The organism is Vibrio rubrogenes, assembly GCF_059641415.1.
In genome coordinates this window covers 1-19,107 of the sequence record NZ_JCARSY010000026.1, presented here as the reverse complement: position 1 = coordinate 19,107, position 19,107 = coordinate 1, and the positions used below count along the sequence as shown (strand labels likewise).

Here is a 19,107-nt window from a genome sequence, read left to right as displayed (position 1 = left end):
TTAAAGTCATTGTTGTTTGTGTTTGTTGTTTGAGTCCGGGAGCTTTTTACTGGCTCAGAAACTCTTCCAGTTGAGTCTGTTTATCGGCATAAGGTGCGCGTAGACGCAGGCTAGATGCGCCTTCCTGACTTTGAATGACAATTGGTTTTGCATGGCTGAAACGACGGAAGCCGTGAATACCATGATACGCGCCAATCCCGGATGCACCAACGCCGCCAAAAGGCAGATCTTCAATCGTCACATGCGTCATGACATCATTGATGACCAGCCCGCCTGAGGTAGTTTGGTTGGCAAACTGGGCTTGTTGCGTCTGGTTCTCTCCGAAATAATAAGCTGCCAGCGGGCGAGGGTGTTGATTGATGTAGTCAATCGCATCTTCCAACGCTTGATAGGTTTTGACCGGTAAGAGCGGGCCGAAAATTTCTTCTTGCATAATTGCCATCTCATCGGTGACATCAAGTACCAGATGTGGCGCAATTTTGCGGCTGGATACATCAAAATCGACTTCTCCCGATGGCGCCAGACTGATCACGCGAGCCCCTTTTTGTTTTGCGTCTTCAAGGACATGAATCAGCCGTTGATAATGTCGTTCGCTGATTATCGCGGTGTAATCCGGGTTTGTCTGTAGCGTCGGAAAGCCTTGTTGCATAAATTTTTGGGCGGCATCGATGAGTTGTTCCTCAGACTCTTGAGGGAGCAGAATGTAATCCGGGGACAGGCAGATCTGGCCTGCGTTAAATGTTTTAACCGTCAGCGTTCTTGTGATTGCTGTGGGTAAATCAGCATCCGGTGCGATAACGACCGGTGATTTGCCGCCGAGTTCGAGGGTGACCGGAACCAGATTCTCTGATGCTGCCCGCATCACTTGTTTACCGACTGTGGTGCTACCGGTAAACAGTAGGTGATCAAACGGTAATGAACTGAACTGTTGTGCAATTTTGCTATCGCCCAGCACCACGACAAATTCCATCGGGTCAAAGTAACGCCCGACCAGTTCGGCGACCAATTCCGATGTTCTCGGCGTCAGTTCCGACGGTTTGAGCATCACGGTGTTGCCTGCAGAGAAAACCCCTGCCAGCGGGCCAAATGAAAGGTTGAGCGGAAAATTCCATGGACTGATGATGCCAACTACGCCCAGTGGCTGAGGTTGAATTCGGGCTTGCATACCTTGTTCAACATCGACTGTTTCGGCGACCATCCATTCTGCAACATGTTCTGCTGCGTATTGGAGTGCCCGCATTGATGTAACAATATCGGCTACCATTGACTGATAAGTGCTGCGGTGTCCAAAGTCTTCACTCATCGCTTGTGCCAGAGCGACCCGGTTCTCTTTTAGTAAACGAATCGCCCGCAGGAGACGGTCCTGACGTAATTCAGCATCCGCTGGGCCGGATTTCAGATGAGCCCGTTTCATGCTGCTGAGAATTGAGTTCATCTCATGAAAAGATGAGGTATCGGAAGAATCGAGGTTCGCTGCTGTGACCTGAGCGGATGATGTTTGTACAGACATATGGACTCCTTAATAAAGCTGACAGTGTTGGTCGAACATGGCGTGTTTTACAACGTCACTTTTTCAACATAACTGAGTCGTTCGATTGCTGTGCTTGAGATGGGAAAAGCATATATGAGAGTGGCCTCATTGGCCTAACAAGGTTATTTTAGATGGGGTATAAATATTTTTATGGCCTTTTGAGGTGCAGGAGTTGCGATGTCACTGGTCCGTTTAAGAACATTTGTGGAAGTTTATCGTCAGCGCTCGATCAGCGCGGCGGCAAGAAATTTGAATCTGACTCAACCGGCAGTATCACAGCATATTGCCGGGCTGGAAGTGGCAGTCGGGAGAAAGTTATTTACCCGCGAAGCCTCCGGGGTTGAGCCGACCACTGCTGCTGATGAACTGGCGGTCGATATCGGTGATAAGTTGGATGCCGTCGAATCAGCGCTCGCACAGGCGCGAGCTCGTTCCGTGAATATGGAGGGGGTACTGCAAATTATTGGTCATGCTGATTTTATGGCTGAAGTGATCGCCCCGCGTTTGTTGCCATTATTACAATCGGATATTCGGGTCAGAATGCATGCCGGTGACGGTGATCTGGTGCATCACATGCTGGTGGAAGGTCACTGCGATCTGGGATTTACCGCCCATCCGGTGACGGATAAACGCCTGCGCAGCGAAACCGTTATGGAAGCTCCGGTGATGGCCGTTGCCGCGCCGGAAATTGCGGCCAGAATCTCTCAGGCAGAGGATTTGACACAGGCCTTGCTCAATGAGTCGATGCTGACTTACAACCTTGAGTTGTCGGTGATTGATCGCTGGCTGAAGAAGAATAACATTCATCTGGGCAGCCATCCCCCTGCGTTGGTCAGTCAGGATTTACGGGCACTACGTAGTTTACTGATGCAAGGGTTTGGCTGGACAGTGATGCCGGACTATTTGTGCCACGAACAAATCCTGCGGGGAGAGCTGCAACAGATCAAAGCCCCGATAGCAGACACGCGACTAGAGTATTATATGGCATGGGCTCCCAGCGCCTTACGACAACCGCGGATCGCCCACGCGCGGCAGACGCTCCTTTGGTTGTTGAATTCACAGCACTTATAGGTGTTTCGTGATTGATACTTGTTATAAGTTATGATTATATTGATATTTTTGTTATTTTTGAGGGACATAAACGCTTGGATAGCGTTGTTTCAACGTATTGGTTTTCTCTAAGGTTTAAAATCGACTATATTCATTATGGGGGTTAAAAAACTTCTTATTTACAAGATGCTTACAATGAATTGTGTGGTTGATATTAATGTTTTTAACGTCATGAAGTGGGTGGAGTATGAAAGAGATTTTTGTTGAGCTATTGAGTTTTTTGTTTTCCAAAAAAAGCCGAATAATTTTGCTTCCTTTTTTATTGGTTTTATTTCTTTTGTCCGGTTTGTTTGTGTTCTCCAGTGGTTCCAGCTGGGCACCTTTCATCTATGCAGTTTTCTAAAAATCTATGGGCAAAGGCGATGTTCATATTTTCTCTGTAATGATTAGTTGTCTCATTTTGCTTTGATTTTTGTAAGTAAGTGGTTACTTATTTTTTGGATATTTTGATAATTGCTCTCTGATTTAGATGATGAAAAGGATTCAATCAATATGATTTCATGGGTGCGTAATAGCCTTCTGATGCTATTAGGTGTGGTCTTAGCATTGATTCTTGGGGAAGGGCTTGTACGTTTGGCGACGATGAGTCAAGAGAATTATGTCATTGAAATGTGGCGTTATGCTAATTTGCTGAAAGAGAAAAGCCCAGACCCGGATATCGGACATCAGCATATACCAAACCGTTCTGCGACGTTACAGAACGTCACGATTCAAATTAATAGCCTGGGAATGCGTGGTCCTGAGCCGGATAAAACATCTGCTCATCGTGTTGCGATTGTTGGTGACTCAATTGCTCTGGGATGGGGCGTAGAAGATAAAGATAGCCTCAGAGGGCAATTAAAACGTGAGTTACCAGCCGATGTTGATGTAGTGAATGCCGGTATCGGAAACATGAACTTAAATCAGTCGGTGACATTATGGGAATCTATTGGAAAAAATCTGTCGGCAGATACCCTTGTTGTGCTTGTTACGCCCAGATCTACAGCGCAAGTTACGACTCAATCACTTGGATGGTTGGTCGAACATAGTGAATTGGCGGCGCTTGCATCTACATTTATCCAGCAAATTATCAGTGGAAAGTTTGGTAAAGATGCTTTACTCGATGGGTATCGTAAGCAGTGGCAAAGTGAGACTGGTCAGATGGTATTGTCTCAGGCATTTAATCAGCTGAAACAGCTCCAAGATAAAACAGGCAGCCAGATTATTATTGTCTCAATTCCTGAGATGCATGATTTTAATCATTATCAATTTTCATTTATGGAAGAGATAACCCAAAAATTTGCTCAGCGGTACCATTTTGATTTTATTAATCCCTTACCGATGTTTCAGGGGGCTCCGACGTCATCATTCTGGGTCTCTCAAAACGATATTCATCTGAATAAGAAAGCATTGGGAATTATCTCTGACTTGGTCGCTGAAAAGATAAAAAAGGAGCTTGGGGATGATAAATAATACGCTTATAGGGATTCAACAGATCCGTATCAGACTTTTGGCTCTCGGCTGCGGATTGTTGATGTTTTCTGCTGTGATGAGTTTCGTCAAAGAGACAATATGGCTATGGACTGTTCCATTTGCTGTGATTGTATTGTTGTATGCCTTGATTGCGCCAATGAAGCTGCAATTTTTAATCAAAACTTTTGATAAAATTCATACCTTGATAGGAAAAGGATTATTCTGGGTCTTGTTTTTTATTTTTATTACACCGCTGAGTTGGTTATTGCGTCTGTTCCGTCCAAAGTTGATACCGTTAAAAATAGATAAAAATATCTCTAGTTATTGGGGCGAACCAGAAAAAGACACGCTTACCTCAGATGATTTTACAAAGCAATTCTAAAGGACTGAATTGATGGCCTATATTCTTGGTATTTCAGCTTTCTACCATGACAGTGCTGCTGCATTAATTTGTAATGGTGAGATCATTTCAGCTGTTCAGGAAGAACGTTTTAGTCGAGTGAAGAATGATGATGGGTTCCCACGACATGCGATTGAATGGATTTTACAAGAACACAATATTACGATGGAAAATATCGATTATGTGATTTTTTATGAGAAACCATTTAATAAGTTTGAAAGAATTCTGGAGACTTGTATACGTTTTGCTCCTAGGGGATATCAGTTATTTAGTCAGGCAATTCCGGTTTGGTTGAAAGATAAATTATTTCAGAAAGTAGCGTTGAAAAAACAGTTGGCTGAGCTTAAAGGGGGAGGGCTTTGGAATCAGAAGCTACTCTTTTCTGACCATCACCTTTCTCATAGTGCTGCTGCTTTTTATCCGTCTCCTTTTGAATCTGCCGCTATATTAACGATTGATGGGGTCGGGGAATGGGCGACAACAACAATATCAATAGGGGCGGGAAAGGATATTCGCAGAGTTAAAGAGATGTCGTTTCCTCATTCTTTCGGAATGCTATATTCTGCGATAACGGCTTTTCTGGGATTTAAAGTTAATTCTGGTGAATATAAGATCATGGGGCTTGCTCCTTATGGTCAGCCTGTCTATAGCAATCTGATCAAAGAAAATCTAATTAATATTAAGTCAGATGGCAGCTTTCGGCTGAATATGAAGTATTTTCGCTTTGCAACTGAGCTTCGTATGTATAGTCCGGAACTGGTACGCCTATTCGGAATATCAGCCAGGTTACCGGAAAGTCGTTTAGAACAAGTTCACATGGATATAGCCGCGTCTATTCAGGCCGTCACTGACGAGATATTTTTGGCTCTGGCTCGCTATGTCAGAGAGCTCACCGGAGAAGTCAACCTGTGTTTGGCTGGTGGTGTCGCGTTGAATTGTGTAGCCGCTGGAAAAGTTCTGAAAAGTGGGATATTTAAGCGAATCTGGATTCAGCCCGCTGCTGGAGATGCCGGGAGTGCGTTAGGGGCTGCACAAGTCTGTCATCATATGTATCTTCAATCCCCCAGAACACCTATATCGGATTATATGCCTTATTTTGGGCCGGTATTTGAACAGGATATAGCGTTGGTTCAATTAGATTGTATGGATGCCCAGTATCGTCTTGTGTCGGATGAGCAGCTATTTCAATTAACGGCTGGTGCTTTAGCTGATGGTAAAATTGTTGCTTGGTTCCAAGGGAAAGCTGAATTCAGTCCCAGAGCGTTAGGAAATCGCTCTATTCTGGCTGATCCCCGGGAGCCTGATTTGAAGCGCGATCTGAATCTAAAGATTAAATATCGTGAGTCATTCCGGCCTTTTGCTCCGGTGATATTGGAAGAATATGCAAGTGAATGGTTTGATATTGAAGATGCTTCGCCATATATGAATTTTATCTATACGGCCAAAGACGGTGTCAACCACAAACTACCATCCGTTATTCATGTTGATGGGACGGCAAGGCTTCAGACCGTGTCTGAGCGTACGAATCGACGTTTTTATCAGTTGATGAAACAGTTTTATGAAATAACCGGATGCCCGGTCTTAGTCAACACAAGCCTGAATGTCAGAGGAGAGCCAATGGTTCTGTCTCCTGAAGATGCATTTAACTGTTTCATGAATACCGAAATCGATATGTTGGTCATTGGTAACGTCGTGCTTGATAAACATGAGCAAACCAGCCAAAAGTATCATAAATATAACTACGATTTAGACTAAGCGAATTTTATTCGGTGGAGTTCAGATAGCCATATGCTTTTCCAGTTACCTGTTTTTTTGCTGTTTTTTACATCAGTTTTGTTTACTGTCCGTTTAGTTCGTGACAATTGGTGGCAAAAGATAATTCTTTTGCTTTGTAGTGTCTTTTTCTATGCATATTGGAATGTTCATTATATTTATGTATTGGTTTTCTATATTTTTCTGGGCGTTTTATCATGTCAGCTGCTGATCCAGCGACAAAAATTCCTGATTTTTTTAGTGATGATTAGCTTAATTCCTTTGGTGTTTTTTAAATATACTAATTTTTTGCTAGGCAGCATTGGATTAGATATGAAGCTTAATTTCGGCCTGCCATTAGGACTTTCGTTCATTACTTTTACATTGATCAGCATGATGGTTGATTTTTCACGCTCTTCTAAAAAAAAGTTCACGATATTAGACATTAGCCTCTATATTAGTTTTTTTCCCCATTTAATTGCAGGACCGATTTTAAGAAGTCGAGAGCTAATTCCCCAACTCTCTAAGATCAAAGTGTCTTGGCAGAATATTGTTTATAATCTTCCTCTGTTTTCAATTGGTATGATAAAAAAAGTGTTGATCGCAGATCAGATCGGGGCTTATGTTCATCCTATATTCTTGAATCCGGAATCACATGATAGTTTTAGTCTATTGCTTGCTGTGATTGGATTTAGTATTCAGATTTATTGTGATTTCAGTGCCTATTCGGATATGGCGATTGCAACCGCAGGCGCGTTGGGGATCCAGTTTCCTGAAAATTTTCGTTCTCCTTATTTAGCCCACTCTCTTACGGAAACATGGAAACGTTGGCATATGACCTTAAGCTTTTGGCTGCGAGATTATGTTTTCATTCCGCTGGTACGCTACTTCCGTAATATTTTACCTTATATGCCGATTTTCATCACGATGCTGGTTTCGGGTTTATGGCATGGTGCGAACTGGACTTTCGTTCTGTGGGGAGGACTTCAGGGAGTCATCATGATCTTGGAAAAATACAGCGGGTACGAACGGTTTGTGATTGCAAATAAATATGTGAAACCATTAGCGATTATACTGAATTTTACGGTTTGGACATTATTATTAGTATTGTTTCGTAATCCATCGGTTGATATGGCGGTATCTTATTATCAGGCATTATTTTCTTTTCATATTGAACCGATTACGTCTAAGGAGTTCGTTATTCTGACTTTAATTGTATTAACACTAGCACTACATGCATTTGATAGTGCTGATTATATACGAACTAGATTAATGAAAGTTCCACTTTATCTATCAGTTCCAATAATGATTATGATTGTTCTTGGTTGCTCGATGGTTGCTGCACAGAAGCCTGAAAGCTTTTATTACTTTGATTTTTAATAATATTATGAAGAAATTTAAATTTTTAATTGTATTGTTTTTTTTGATTTCACTACTTGGTTTACTTGTTGATGCGGGGAGTGATTTATTACTATATGCTAGAAAATATCATCTATCGGTAAGTAAAAAGAATGATTTTATCAATGGATTGCCAGAACATTTAGATCATCAATTGTATGCTAAATATTATGATGATAATCATACACTTAAATATAGATATCTTCCATATGTTGGGGATGTCATTCAACCGGGTGATTATGGTATATATAAAATTAATCAGCTTGGTAAAAGAGAATATGATTATGACACTTCCAGTGTGAAAACTAAAAAATTATTAGTTTTAGGGGCATCTCAAGCTTTCGGTTTCTATAATTCATCTGATAAAGCATTAGTTGCTTATCTTAGTGCATTACTGCCTGAATATGAAATTGATAACTATTCATCTCCGGGACAAATGGTTTCTCAAAACCTTGCTAATTGGCAAAGGATTCACGAAATGACAGGAGAATATTATGATTTAGCAATTATTGTTAATGGTCCATTTGATTATGTAACTGAATATAATAAATTTATCACTAGAAAGAATAATGAGATAAAAAATCAAATTGCATTTTCCTATCTTATGGATTTAGTGGAAAAAAAGATTGACAGTATAATGTCAGACTCAACAGTCTCAATCGATGGATATTATAATAAATTAATACCAAATAAAATAATGGGTGATTTTGAAGACATAATTAATTATGGTGCTAGTTTGAATACGAAGACGTTAGTTTTTATCCCTCCGGTTGTTTGGGGGAATAAAGCTAATGTAGATAATATTGGTGAAAATATTACAAAGAATGCATTCCTGAATTCTGTAGCAAGGAATTTGTCTGATTTATCTATAAAAAATAGTAATGTTATCGATATGTCTAATGTATTTGATGATATGAATGAACAGTTTTTTATAGATTTTAGTGCGCACTTAACGCCTAATGGGAATCATCTGCTTGCTAAAAAAATAGTAAAATACATCAAACAGATAGATAATGAAAATAATTAATATTATTTGTTCATTGTGATATATTTATTAATTAAGTTGATGGTATCGATTTGTTTGAATGAATCGGCATCTGAAGAAGATATGTAAATATTATACTCATCTTCAAGAAATAATGTTAATTCAGCAATGTCAAGTGAGTCGAATCGATTTGACTCAATAAGTGAATCATCATCACTAATGTTGACGTCGTTTTTTTCACCATTTTTTTTAAGTAAAGATATAACGAAATTTCTTATTTTTTCTTTTTCCATTGTTTCCTCAAGCTTATTTACATATTTTTAGTTCATATGACTCATGGCTCTACTATAACACTTATACTATAGTTCGTTTTTAGATATCTACCATAAAATTCATATTTTTATGATTATTTATTCCCAAATGATTTATCTTGATGCATCTAGTCGTTATTTATGGTGTAAATGAAGAGAAAGGACAGACACCATATACTTTCTGAGTGGGACGTGGGAGACTGAACACAGCTTAATGCTGAGGTAACATTGTAGTGAATAAACTGATCTGATTAACACTCGGCACAGGGTTGTGAGTTGATTTGGTCTGAATCTTGGAGAATATCGGTAAGTGCAATGACAGAACAGCAGCAAACAAAATCATCAGGGGTGCATCTGTGGGTTTATAAACTCATTGCGGTCGTCAGTCTGATTCTAGCGATTATCGGTGCCATTTTACCGGGCCTGCCCACGACAGAATTTGTGATTTTATGTGCGTGGGCCTCGGCAAAAGGCTCTCCTACGATTCATCGTTTTCTTATGTCAAAGCCCTTTTTCCGCAACATGATAGAGAACTGGCAAAATGGCAAAGTCATTTCCAGAAAGAATAAGATTCTGTCAGCGTTATCGATGTCGGTCTGCCTACTGATTCTACTGTTACACAAGGTGGCTTTCGTCTGGGTCGTTGTATCGACCATCGGTATGTTGATTGGCAGCTACTACATCTGGAGGCGTCCGGAGAAGATGCCGGAAACACCGGATCTCAGTCAGGAAGAACGTTAAGCCTGATGAATCAAAGCTTGCAATGTTAGGCGTTGCGCATTGTGGCGTCTGTCCCCGCTATTTGTATTTGCTTTCCCATTGTGCCTGTCCTTGCAATCAATCGGTAATCCTGCCTGTCCACGCAATCACGTTATTCACCTTATAGCGTCTGTCCTCGCAATCATAACGTCAGTCCCTGTAATTCCGTCTGTCCTCGTAAGGTCTGTCTTTCTTATGCCGCCTGTCCTCGTTATGAATGGCAATGAATTGCGCATCATTGATGCTTTCTTCTCTATCTTTTTATAAAGCTCTCGTTCATAATACGAACGCTAATAATTCTTATTTGTTTTCTGGTGTGTTATATGACCTTAGTCTGGACGTTATTAAAGGGAAACACGTTCAAGTTTCTGACAGCGATTCTGTTGAGTGCGTTGAGTGCCGGGGCCGGGGTGGCGGTGATTGCGATGATCAGCCGGGTTTCATCAGCTGATGTGATTACGGGGCAGGATGTTGCTTTACTGTTCGTCCTGATTCTGCTGTTATTTGGCTTAAGTTTTTTCTCTCAGGCAATGCTGACATCGTTAGGCCATCACGTGGTGTATCGGCTGCGATTGCACTTGTCTCAACGGGTGTTAAAAACCTCGGTCGAGCGAATTGATCAACTTGGCCAACCCGCGATTCTGGCAGCTTTAACCAAGGATGTGACGTCGATTAGTCAGGCGTTTAACAGCCTACCATTTGTGGTCTATGGTGCTGCAGTTCTGCTGTGTTGTTATGGCTATCTGTTACAGCTTTCACTGCCATTTTTCCTCTGTACGTTGATGATGACCATCCTCGCAGTGCTGATTGCCCGGCAACTGATGTCGGCATCAAGACAGTTGAAGCGAGAAGTACGGGAGAATGACGATCAACTCTATGACCGTTATTCCGGTTTATTACTGGGACGCAATGAGTTGAAACTCAGCCGTCAACGTCGCAGTAGTTTCTTTAGCGACGGTTTAAAACCCGTTGTCAGTAAGGCGTTAGGGCTGGAAGTTAAAGCCGATCGATATACGGTCTTAAACGGCAGTTGGGTCAATACGTCCATTTTGCTGTTGATCGCTTCAATTATTCTCATCCACAGTGTGTTTGGGGTGGGTACCAAAGAACAATTAACCACATTTGCCCTGACGATTTTGTATTTGCGCTCTCCGCTTGCCGGCATGATTGGCTCGCTGCCCAGTTTGATTTTAGGCTCTGTCGCTTACGCCAAAGTGCAGCAACTGGCGTTGCATGAGGGGACAGACGCGGTAGGAGAGCAGCCGGAGCCTGAAACATGCTGGCAATCGTTACAGATGAAAAATGTGACTTACCAATACCCGTCAGAATCCGGAGAGCCGGGTTTTGGTGTCGGCCCGATTGATTTTGAACTGAAGCAGGGCGAACTGGTGTTTTGGGTCGGAGGGAACGGTAGCGGCAAATCAACGTGTGCCCGGTTAGTGACCGGGCTTTACACGCCACATGCAGGCAAAATCGTGTTTGCCGGTCAGGAGATTAACGAAGAAAACCGCGACTGGTTTCTCAGCCATTTCTCTGTGGTATTTGCTGATTTTTATTTGTTTAAACAACTGATTAACGAATCGGGTGAAAGACCGGATTCGGCACTGGTTGAACATTATCTCAATGCGCTGTCACTGGAGCAGAAGGTGACGGTCAGCGAGGGCGAACTCAGTACCACCAAACTGTCTCAAGGGCAGCGTAAACGTCTGGCACTGTTGCTGGCCTATTTAGAGAATCGTAGCATTATCCTGTTGGATGAGTGGGCAGCCGATCAGGATCCGGCATTCCGCAAAGTCTTTTACACCGAGTTGCTTCCCGAGTTGAAAGCCAGAGGAAAAACCGTGATAGCGATTACGCATGATGATCACTATTTCTACATGGCTGACAAAATCTACCGGATTGATCAAGGACATATCATGGTAGACGATGAAACGGCTCACGATTACCCATCTCACCTTCAGAATCATACCGCTGATGAAAAGGAAGACGTAACATGCTGAGAAAAACACTGGGCGTACTGATGCTGGCGATCAGTTGTCTGAGCCAGCCTGTTGTGGCGAATGAAGTGACCCACGCTGTTTCCCTGTATGGACAGCCGAAATATTCTGCCGATTTTGACCATTTCGCCTATGCCAATCCGAATGCACCGAAACAAGGAGAATTGGTGATTGCGGAAATCGGTAGTTTCGATTCGTTGCATCAATTTATTAATCTGGGCACCAAGCCCAGAGGCTTGTTCTGGCTTTATGACAGTCTGACCGATCGCGGCCACGACAAAGATGAAATCAAAACCCGATATGGTGCCTTGGCAGAAACCATCACCATTGCTGATGATGATTCGTGGGTGACTTATAAACTGAGAAAGAATGCCCGTTTCAGCGACGGTCAACCGGTCACCGCTGAGGATGTGGCATTTTCCGTCAAACAGTACCAAACCGTGGGTCTGAGTAATATCAAATCCCGCTTTCAGAGCGTACAGTCGGTTGAGGTGCTGGGGCCGCGGGAAGTGAAGTTTAATTTTGGTAAGCACGGCAGCCGTTTACAAATTCTCAATTCCGGTAATCTGCCTGTCCTGCCAAAGCATGTTTGGCAAGGGAAAGATTTCACCAAACCATCGTTAGACATTCCGATTGGCTCCGGACCTTATCGGATTACCTCAGTCATTCCGGGACGAAGTATTACCTATGCATTACGGGATGATTATTGGGGGAAAGACCTGCCGGTCAATCGTGGCAAATATAACTTCAAAACAATTCGGGTTGAATATTTCCGTGACCGCAACGCAGCTGTGCAAGCGCTAGCAGCCGGTGAAGTGAATTACATTGCTGAGTCTAACCTGGCTCGCTGGCAAAAACTCTATCAGGGTAAGGCATTCGATACAGGGACAGTCGTTAAAGACAGGATTGATTATCAGGCACCGTCATTTGTGACTGCGTTACTGTTCAATCTGCGTGAAGAGAAGTTTGCCAACCCGAAAACGCGTGAAGCACTGGCGTACGCATTCGATTTTGAGTGGTTAAATCAACGTGCTTTTCAAGGCAAATATCAGCGTGCGGAAAGTCTGTTTAACAATAGTTTTCTCGCCTCTGAAGGGCCTGTTTCTTCATCAGAAGCCGCGGTGTTAGCACCGTTTAAACAAGAACTGCCACCGGCATTGTTCTCTGAAACCTTTCATTGGCCGACCACCGATGGATCAGGCAATGATAGGGCGAACCTGATTAAAGCAAAGCAACTGCTTGAAGCCGCCGGCTGGAAAACCGAGCAGGGGCGGCTGGTTGATGCCAATCATCAGCCGTTTGTGATTCATTTTCTGGTGCCGTCTCCGGCGATGAAACCTGTCCTTGGTGCCTATGTGCAAAATTTGAAACGACTGGGAATTGAAGGACAGATCGCGGTGCGTTCAGGTACTGAATTCTATAAGCAGTTGATGCAACATCAGTTTGATATGACGCCCATTCAATACAAAGTGCGTATTCCGCCCAATACCGAAGTCCGTTCAGCTTTATTGTCGTCATTTGCTGATGTGGCAACCAGTAACAATATTGCCGGATTTAATGACCCGGTGATTGATGCGTTGGTTAATGATTTAGTGCATGCCGACAGTTATGAGAGAACCGAAGTCTACGGCAGAGCATTGGATCGGGTCTTGAAGTGGAAATACTACTTTCTCCCGTTATGGGCCCGTAACTTCCAGCTTGTGGCGCATGCGGATTATATTCATCGGCCGAAAGTAAACCCGGCCTATGGCTATGAAATCGAATTTTGGTGGGACAGTCGGAATAACGTACAGCAGGACAGCGCCCACCCATGATGCGCCAATATGTAGTCAAACGGTTGTGTTTGATCGTGCCGACCTTGTTGACGATTGTGACGCTGAATTTCTTTTTGTTGCAGTGGCTGCCGGGGGGGCCGCTTGATGCGGTTCTCGCCCAAATGGGGGGAATGGATACAGGCACGACGTCTCTGTTTGAAAGTGAGAACACACAGTTGGACGGGCAGCAGATAGATACCCAGTTGCGCCAGAAAATCGCCAGACAGTATGGGTTTGATCAGCCGCTTTGGCAACGCTATACCGAGACTGTATGGCATTATCTGACGCTGGACCTCGGTAAAAGTTATTTTAGTGGTCAGTCGGTGGCTGCATTAATCGGGAGCAAATTGCCGACGTCTTTTTCCATCGGCTTTTGGAGTTTATTGATTACCTATGTGGTCGCGATTCCTCTCGGGGTCTGGAAAGCGCTCAATCGCGGTGGATGGCTGGATGCAGTGACCAGTTTTGTGCTGTTTCTTTCTGTGGCACTGCCGACGTTCATTATTGCAATTTTATTGATGATTTTATTTGCCGGTGGTGGTGTGTTTGACTGGTTTCCATTGCGGGGGCTGGTCTCTCCTGGATTTGCTCAGATGACACTGATGGAACAGGTAAAAGATTATCTCTGGCATATTTTCTTACCCGTGATGACTTGTGTCGCTGGCGGGCTGGCTCCGATTACGGTCTTGATCCGAAATTCAGTGGTCGATCAACTCAATCAACCTTATGTCGAAACAGCGCTCAGTATCGGTGAAAGCCGTCAGAGTGTGTTGTTTCGTCATGTATTACCCAACAGCCTACTGGTACTGATAGCCCGAATTCCAGCTGATCTACTGGCATTATTTATGGGCGGGGCTTTGTTAGTTGAAATTATCTTCTCGCTTGATGGCGTGGCGCTGCTGGCATTTGAATCCTTGTTGCAGCGGGATTATCCGGTGGTGTTGGGGATTATCTATGTCTATTCGTTGCTTGGACTGATGATGACTTTACTGGGTGATATTCTGTACCGCCTGATTGACCCGCGGATGACGTTTGAGGCGGTGAACGGATGAGATTACAAGAGAAGCATTTTAAAGTTATCAGACGAGGCAAGATTGCAGCGATGATCTTAGCTATGGTTTTCCTCATCAGTTGTCTGTCCCCCTTACTGGCCAACGATAAGCCATTGCTGATCGTGTATCAGGGGCAATGGTATTTCCCGCTGCTCCATGTTTATCCTGAGACCGAATTTGGCGGTATTTTCGCTACGGAAGCGAACTATAAAGATACGTTCGTTGCCAAAGCAATTACCCAACATGGCTGGTGGTTATGGCCACCGGTGCATTTCTCCTTCGACACGATTAACTATGATGTCAGTTTTCCATCTCCCCCTTCAGCGATGAACTGGCTGGGCGTGGATGACCAGGGGCGGGATGTGCTGGCCCGGATTCTCTACGGGACACAAATCAGTTTGCTGTTTGCGCTGGGGCTGACCTTCATTGTTGCGTTATTGGCGCTGGTTTTTGGAGCCTGTCAGGGCTACTTCGGGGGCGTTGTTGATCTGCTGGGACAGCGAATTACGGAAATCTGGGGAGCCATTCCGGCTATTTTTATTGTCATGATTATGGCAAGTCTGGTGCAGCCGGGTCCTTGGATGCTATTGCTTATCTTGTCACTGTTAGGTTGGCATCATTTGGCACAGCAGGTCCGGGCGGAAGTGTTGAAAATCCGTCAGCTTGATTACGTGCAGGCAGCAATCATTGCCGGTGTTTCCGACCGACGCATTATTTTCACCCACATTTTGCCGAATGCCGTCGTTGCTTTGATCAGTAATTTACCGTTTATTTTTGCCGGGGCATTAGGCGCGCTGATCACGTTAGATTTTCTCGGTTTTGGCCTGCCTGCCGGTTATCCTTCGCTGGGGGAGTTGCTGGCTCAGGGAAAGAATAATTTGCAGGCCCCTTGGCTAGGAATGATCGGATGTACCTATATTTTAGTGTTGGTGACTTCGGTAGTTTTAATCGGAGAAATGGTTCAGGAACTGGCTGCAAGGCGGAGCTCTGTTAGAGGGACAGACGTTAGAGCAGACGTTAGAGGGACAGGCGTTTCAGTAACCGTTGAAGGCGTTGCAGGGACAGACGCTTTGACAGATGCGGATATTAAAGGGACAGACACCTCAACATTCCTCAACAAAAGCTGTTCACTACGGGGACACACACCTGAATGCGCTAGCCACACACCGAACTCTGACTCCGAAACGGAAGGGGGAGACGGGCGTGCTTAAATGTTGTGAGCTTTCATTCTCGATTGGTTCTCAAACGTTGTTAAATGATGTCAGCTTTGAACTGTCCGCCGGTGAGACGCTTGCGATTGTCGGAGAAAGTGGGGCCGGGAAGACGCTGTTATCGAAATTGATGACGGGGCTTGCACCGAGTAACGGTTTGCACAAGGGACAGATTCTCTTTGATCATCAGGATCTGACCAAAATTACCGAAAAACAATGGAGAGCACTGCGCGGTAGTGTCATTGGTCGAGTGTCCCAGGAGCCTTTATCGGCTTTGAATCCTGTCAAACGCGCTGAATGGATACTCACCCGAGCCATTCAATTACATCAGTCCACTCGCAAACTGTCTAAATCCCAACTTCGTCAGCGCGTTGATGATTTATTGCTTCAGGTGGGATTGCGCTCTGAACATCGGAAACGTTTTCCTCATCAGTTGTCGGGAGGACAAAGGCAGCGTCTCCTGATTGCAATTGCGATCGCAAATGCACCGCAACTCTTGATTGCTGATGAACCTTCAACAGCGTTGGATGAACAAACTCAGCAGCAGATTCTGCGGTTACTGAAACGTTTGCAGCAAGAGCTGAACATTGCGATGGTGCTTATTTCTCATGATTTACAATTGGTTCGTGATATTGCTGATCAAGTGTTGGTTCTGAAACAGGGCATGATTGTCGAACAGGGCAGTACCGAACAAATTTTCTCAGCGCCGACGCAAGACTACACGCGGATGTTGTTAGAACATGAGTCATTCGGACGCCCCGAAGCTATAGTTTCTTCTCCGCTGTTACGTGTAAACGATCTCTCGGTCAGTAATATTATCGATGGTATTCATTTCGAACTGGCCTTGGGAGAAAATCTGGGGATTATCGGTGAGAGCGGGGCAGGGAAATCAACACTGGCGAAAGCCTTATTGAAGCTCGTTCCCGCAGCGGGAATGATCGAATTCGATGGCATGGACTGGCAGCGTCTGTCCCGCCAAGAACTGCGAGCACAACGCGGCAAGATGCAATTTGTCTTTCAGGATACAACGTCCAGTTTTAATCCACGCCTGACGATTTATCACTCTCTAAAAGATGCTTATTTGGCTCAGAATCATGGGCAGGCTCATACCGTGAAACAAAAGCTCAGTCAGGCAATGCAAGAAGTCGGTCTTGATGAATCGCTGCTTGAACGTTACCCCCATGAACTCTCTGGCGGGCAACGGCAGCGAGTGATGATTGCCAGGGCGTTAATTGTGTCACCGAAGCTGTTGATTCTCGATGAACCGACGACGGCGTTGGATCAGGTCAATCGTCGTCATATTATCGCGCTGCTGCAGCGTTTACAGGCCGAACGACATTTCAGCCTCATTGTGATCAGCCATGACCAGGGGATGGTAGCAACCCTCTGTCATCAATATCTGATGTTGTCTCAAGGCCAGCAGCGAGCTTTGGGTGAGTATTCTGATTTATGTGCTGCCCGGAGTCTCTCTCATGGTGAGTATCCTGAAGATGAACACCGCAACAGCAAACACACATCATTACAGGTTGTTTAATTATGGAATCTTTAGCGCCTTTATTATCCAGACGTTCTTACTGTCGGAAGAAACTCACTTATCCGGCACCCGATGATCATGAATTGCATCGTTTATTTGAGTTGGTGATGACCACGCCGGATCATGGCAATTTGAAGCCTTGGCGCTTTCTGATTGTCAAAGGTGATAAAATGCAGGTGCTGGCAGATTCCACTTTAGAAATGTATCGTCGGCAGCTCCCTAATGGTGAACTGACCGAGAAGGCGCGGCGATCCTGTCAGGAAATCGCCAATACGCCGATGATGATTATAGCGGTGACAGACTTAAAACCGGAGCATCATGTGTCGTTGTGGGACCAATGGTTATGTGGTGGTGCAGCGGTGCAAAATATTATGACGGGGCTACATCTGATGGGATACGGTGGTTTTTGGTATACCTTTCTGGCTGGTGATGAGCTTAAGCCTATACTGGGGATGCAACCGGAAGATCAGGTACTTGGCGCGATATCCGTCGGCACACCGAAAGAACGGTTTGTCCGCCCCGTAGAACGACAGTCCCCGAATAAGTACTGTTTTGAATGGCAGGGGTTGGCAGAACAACCAACGCCATATTTCGAAGATTAGGGGCTTACGGGGACAGACTGATTAAAGCTGGATTTATTCGGGGGACAGACTGATTAACAAAAATGAGATTTTTGCTGGGACACACGAAATATGGTGTTTATCTGGGCACACAAAATAAGCCACATCACCTTAAATCCACAGGTGTTATGGGGACAGACTGTTTTGTTATCTGGACACACAACAAGCTACATCGCCTAAGTTACATCACCTTAAATCCACTGAGTATGTCATTCTTGAGCAACATAAAAGTTACATAGAAAAAAGTTACATCACACGTACCCTCGCCATCGGACTATTTTTCTGACCCATCACTTGAGGCAGACTCATATCATCATCCTTCACTAGGAATTTTTATGACGATTGCCCGAACACAGCTCGTTTCCCCTGACATCACATCATACTATCATTGTGTGTCTCGCTGTGTTCGGCGCTCTTTCCTCTGTGGCGACGCCCCACTCACTGGTATATCTTATGAACACCGTCGCCATTGGGTAGAGCAACGTATTTTGGCTTTAGCCCGAATTTACTGTATTGATATTTGTGCTTATGCGGTGATGAGTAACCACTATCACTTGGTTGTCCATATTAATCGTGCAAAAGCCCTGCAACTCTCAGAAAGAGAAGTGATTGCCAGATGGGGACAAGAACATCGACTACCACCATTAATACAGGCCTATCTTCAGGGACAGCTTTCAGCATCTGAATATCCAGCGTGTCTGAAGCTGATTAGTCTTTGGCGTGAGCGTCTTTACTCACTCAGTTGGCTAATGAAAGAGCTGAACTATTACATTGCTTTGCGGGCTAATCAGGAGGATCAATGTCGCGGGCATTTTTGGGAGGGTCGATTCAAATCTCAGGCGCTGTTAGATGAAAAAGCCTTGTTGGCAGCGATGACGTATACCGATTTGAATCCTGTCCGGGCTAATATCGCTGAAACGCCAGAGACCTCGGAATATACGTCATTCAAGAGGCGTGTTGACGTATTAGAAAATAACCAAGAGACCCCTTCAGGTTTGTTTCCATTCATCGGGTATCTGTCTCAGGAGCGAGCCGATGGTATTCCATTTCGTCTGATCGATTATATTGAATGGGTGGATTGGATGGGGCGTCAGATGCGAGAAGGAAAGCTTGGTCACATCAATAAAAAACAACCTGATATCATCAGTCGTTTATCTCTGAATCAAATCGATAGCCTTCAT

17 protein-coding genes are annotated in these 19,107 nt (G+C 44.3%); 15 read left to right on the top strand and 2 right to left on the bottom strand.

All coding sequences use genetic code 11. The features are described 5' to 3' along the window. Positions 1-46: 46 nt before the first annotated feature. Entirely contained in the window at positions 47-1,510 is a 1,464-nt protein-coding gene (locus tag AC55NX_RS15675) for a coniferyl aldehyde dehydrogenase (protein WP_496996576.1), read from the bottom strand. Between the two features lie 198 nt (positions 1,511-1,708). Between AC55NX_RS15675 and AC55NX_RS15670 the strand changes: the two genes are divergently transcribed. The 7 genes from AC55NX_RS15670 (at position 1,709) to AC55NX_RS15640 (ending at position 8,670) form a co-directional block, all read left to right on the top strand. Next, a complete protein-coding gene (locus tag AC55NX_RS15670) occupies positions 1,709-2,602 on the top strand; it encodes a LysR family transcriptional regulator (protein WP_496996575.1) in 894 nt (297 codons plus the stop codon). 226 nt (positions 2,603-2,828) lie between these two features. Continuing rightward, positions 2,829-2,984 carry a DUF5989 family protein gene (locus AC55NX_RS15665; protein WP_496996574.1) on the top strand — a complete coding sequence of 52 codons (156 nt, stop codon included), beginning with the start codon at positions 2,829-2,831 and terminating at the stop codon, positions 2,982-2,984. 149 nt (positions 2,985-3,133) lie between these two features. Beyond that, a complete protein-coding gene (locus AC55NX_RS15660) occupies positions 3,134-4,093 on the top strand; it encodes an SGNH/GDSL hydrolase family protein (RefSeq protein ID WP_496996573.1) in 960 nt (319 codons plus the stop codon). After that, positions 4,083-4,475, top strand: a complete 393-nt coding sequence (locus AC55NX_RS15655) for a hypothetical protein (RefSeq protein WP_496996572.1) — start codon at positions 4,083-4,085, stop codon at positions 4,473-4,475. Before AC55NX_RS15660 ends, AC55NX_RS15655 begins: the two co-directional genes overlap by 11 nt. A 12-nt stretch (positions 4,476-4,487) precedes the next feature. Further along, complete coding sequence (locus AC55NX_RS15650) at positions 4,488-6,248, top strand: carbamoyltransferase family protein (protein ID WP_496996571.1); 1,761 nt, start codon at positions 4,488-4,490, stop codon at positions 6,246-6,248. Positions 6,249-6,281: 33 nt separating this feature from the next. Continuing rightward, positions 6,282-7,625, top strand: a complete 1,344-nt coding sequence (locus AC55NX_RS15645; RefSeq protein WP_496996570.1) for an MBOAT family O-acyltransferase — start codon at positions 6,282-6,284, stop codon at positions 7,623-7,625. A gap of 7 nt (positions 7,626-7,632) precedes the next feature. Then, positions 7,633-8,670, top strand: coding sequence for an SGNH/GDSL hydrolase family protein (locus tag AC55NX_RS15640; RefSeq protein ID WP_496996569.1), 1,038 nt, complete (start codon positions 7,633-7,635; stop codon positions 8,668-8,670). 2 nt (positions 8,671-8,672) lie between these two features. On the opposite strand, the gene AC55NX_RS15635 is transcribed toward AC55NX_RS15640, so the two are convergent. Then, complete coding sequence (locus AC55NX_RS15635; RefSeq protein ID WP_077336593.1) at positions 8,673-8,921, bottom strand: acyl carrier protein; 249 nt, start codon at positions 8,919-8,921, stop codon at positions 8,673-8,675. A 333-nt stretch (positions 8,922-9,254) separates the two neighbouring features. Here AC55NX_RS15635 and AC55NX_RS15630 point away from each other — a divergent pair, with 333 nt between their 5' ends. The 8 genes from AC55NX_RS15630 to AC55NX_RS15595 all read left to right on the top strand — a co-directional run. Further along, positions 9,255-9,680: a YbaN family protein gene (locus AC55NX_RS15630; protein ID WP_496996568.1), complete on the top strand. Its 426-nt coding sequence runs from the start codon at positions 9,255-9,257 to the stop codon at positions 9,678-9,680. A gap of 341 nt (positions 9,681-10,021) precedes the next feature. Next, complete coding sequence (locus AC55NX_RS15625; protein ID WP_496996567.1) at positions 10,022-11,698, top strand: cyclic peptide export ABC transporter; 1,677 nt, start codon at positions 10,022-10,024, stop codon at positions 11,696-11,698. Next, positions 11,692-13,509 (top strand): extracellular solute-binding protein, encoded by a 1,818-nt coding sequence (locus AC55NX_RS15620; protein WP_496996566.1) that lies wholly within the window; start codon positions 11,692-11,694, stop codon positions 13,507-13,509. Before AC55NX_RS15625 ends, AC55NX_RS15620 begins: the two co-directional genes overlap by 7 nt. Beyond that, positions 13,506-14,561: an ABC transporter permease subunit gene (locus AC55NX_RS15615; protein WP_496996565.1), complete on the top strand. Its 1,056-nt coding sequence runs from the start codon at positions 13,506-13,508 to the stop codon at positions 14,559-14,561. Before AC55NX_RS15620 ends, AC55NX_RS15615 begins: the two co-directional genes overlap by 4 nt. After that, the gene (locus AC55NX_RS15610; RefSeq protein WP_496996564.1) at positions 14,558-15,772 is read left to right on the top strand and encodes an ABC transporter permease; all 1,215 of its coding nucleotides are present in this window, start codon (positions 14,558-14,560) and stop codon (positions 15,770-15,772) included. Before AC55NX_RS15615 ends, AC55NX_RS15610 begins: the two co-directional genes overlap by 4 nt. Continuing rightward, a complete protein-coding gene (locus AC55NX_RS15605) occupies positions 15,765-17,306 on the top strand; it encodes an ATP-binding cassette domain-containing protein (RefSeq protein ID WP_496996563.1) in 1,542 nt (513 codons plus the stop codon). Before AC55NX_RS15610 ends, AC55NX_RS15605 begins: the two co-directional genes overlap by 8 nt. 2 nt (positions 17,307-17,308) lie before the next feature. After that, on the top strand, positions 17,309-17,908 hold the full coding sequence (locus AC55NX_RS15600) for a nitroreductase family protein (RefSeq protein WP_496996562.1): 600 nt from the start codon (positions 17,309-17,311) through the stop codon (positions 17,906-17,908). A 353-nt stretch (positions 17,909-18,261) separates the two neighbouring features. Continuing rightward, positions 18,262-19,107 (top strand): transposase (locus AC55NX_RS15595; RefSeq protein ID WP_496996561.1); only part of this gene is annotated, 846 nt, incomplete at its 3' end.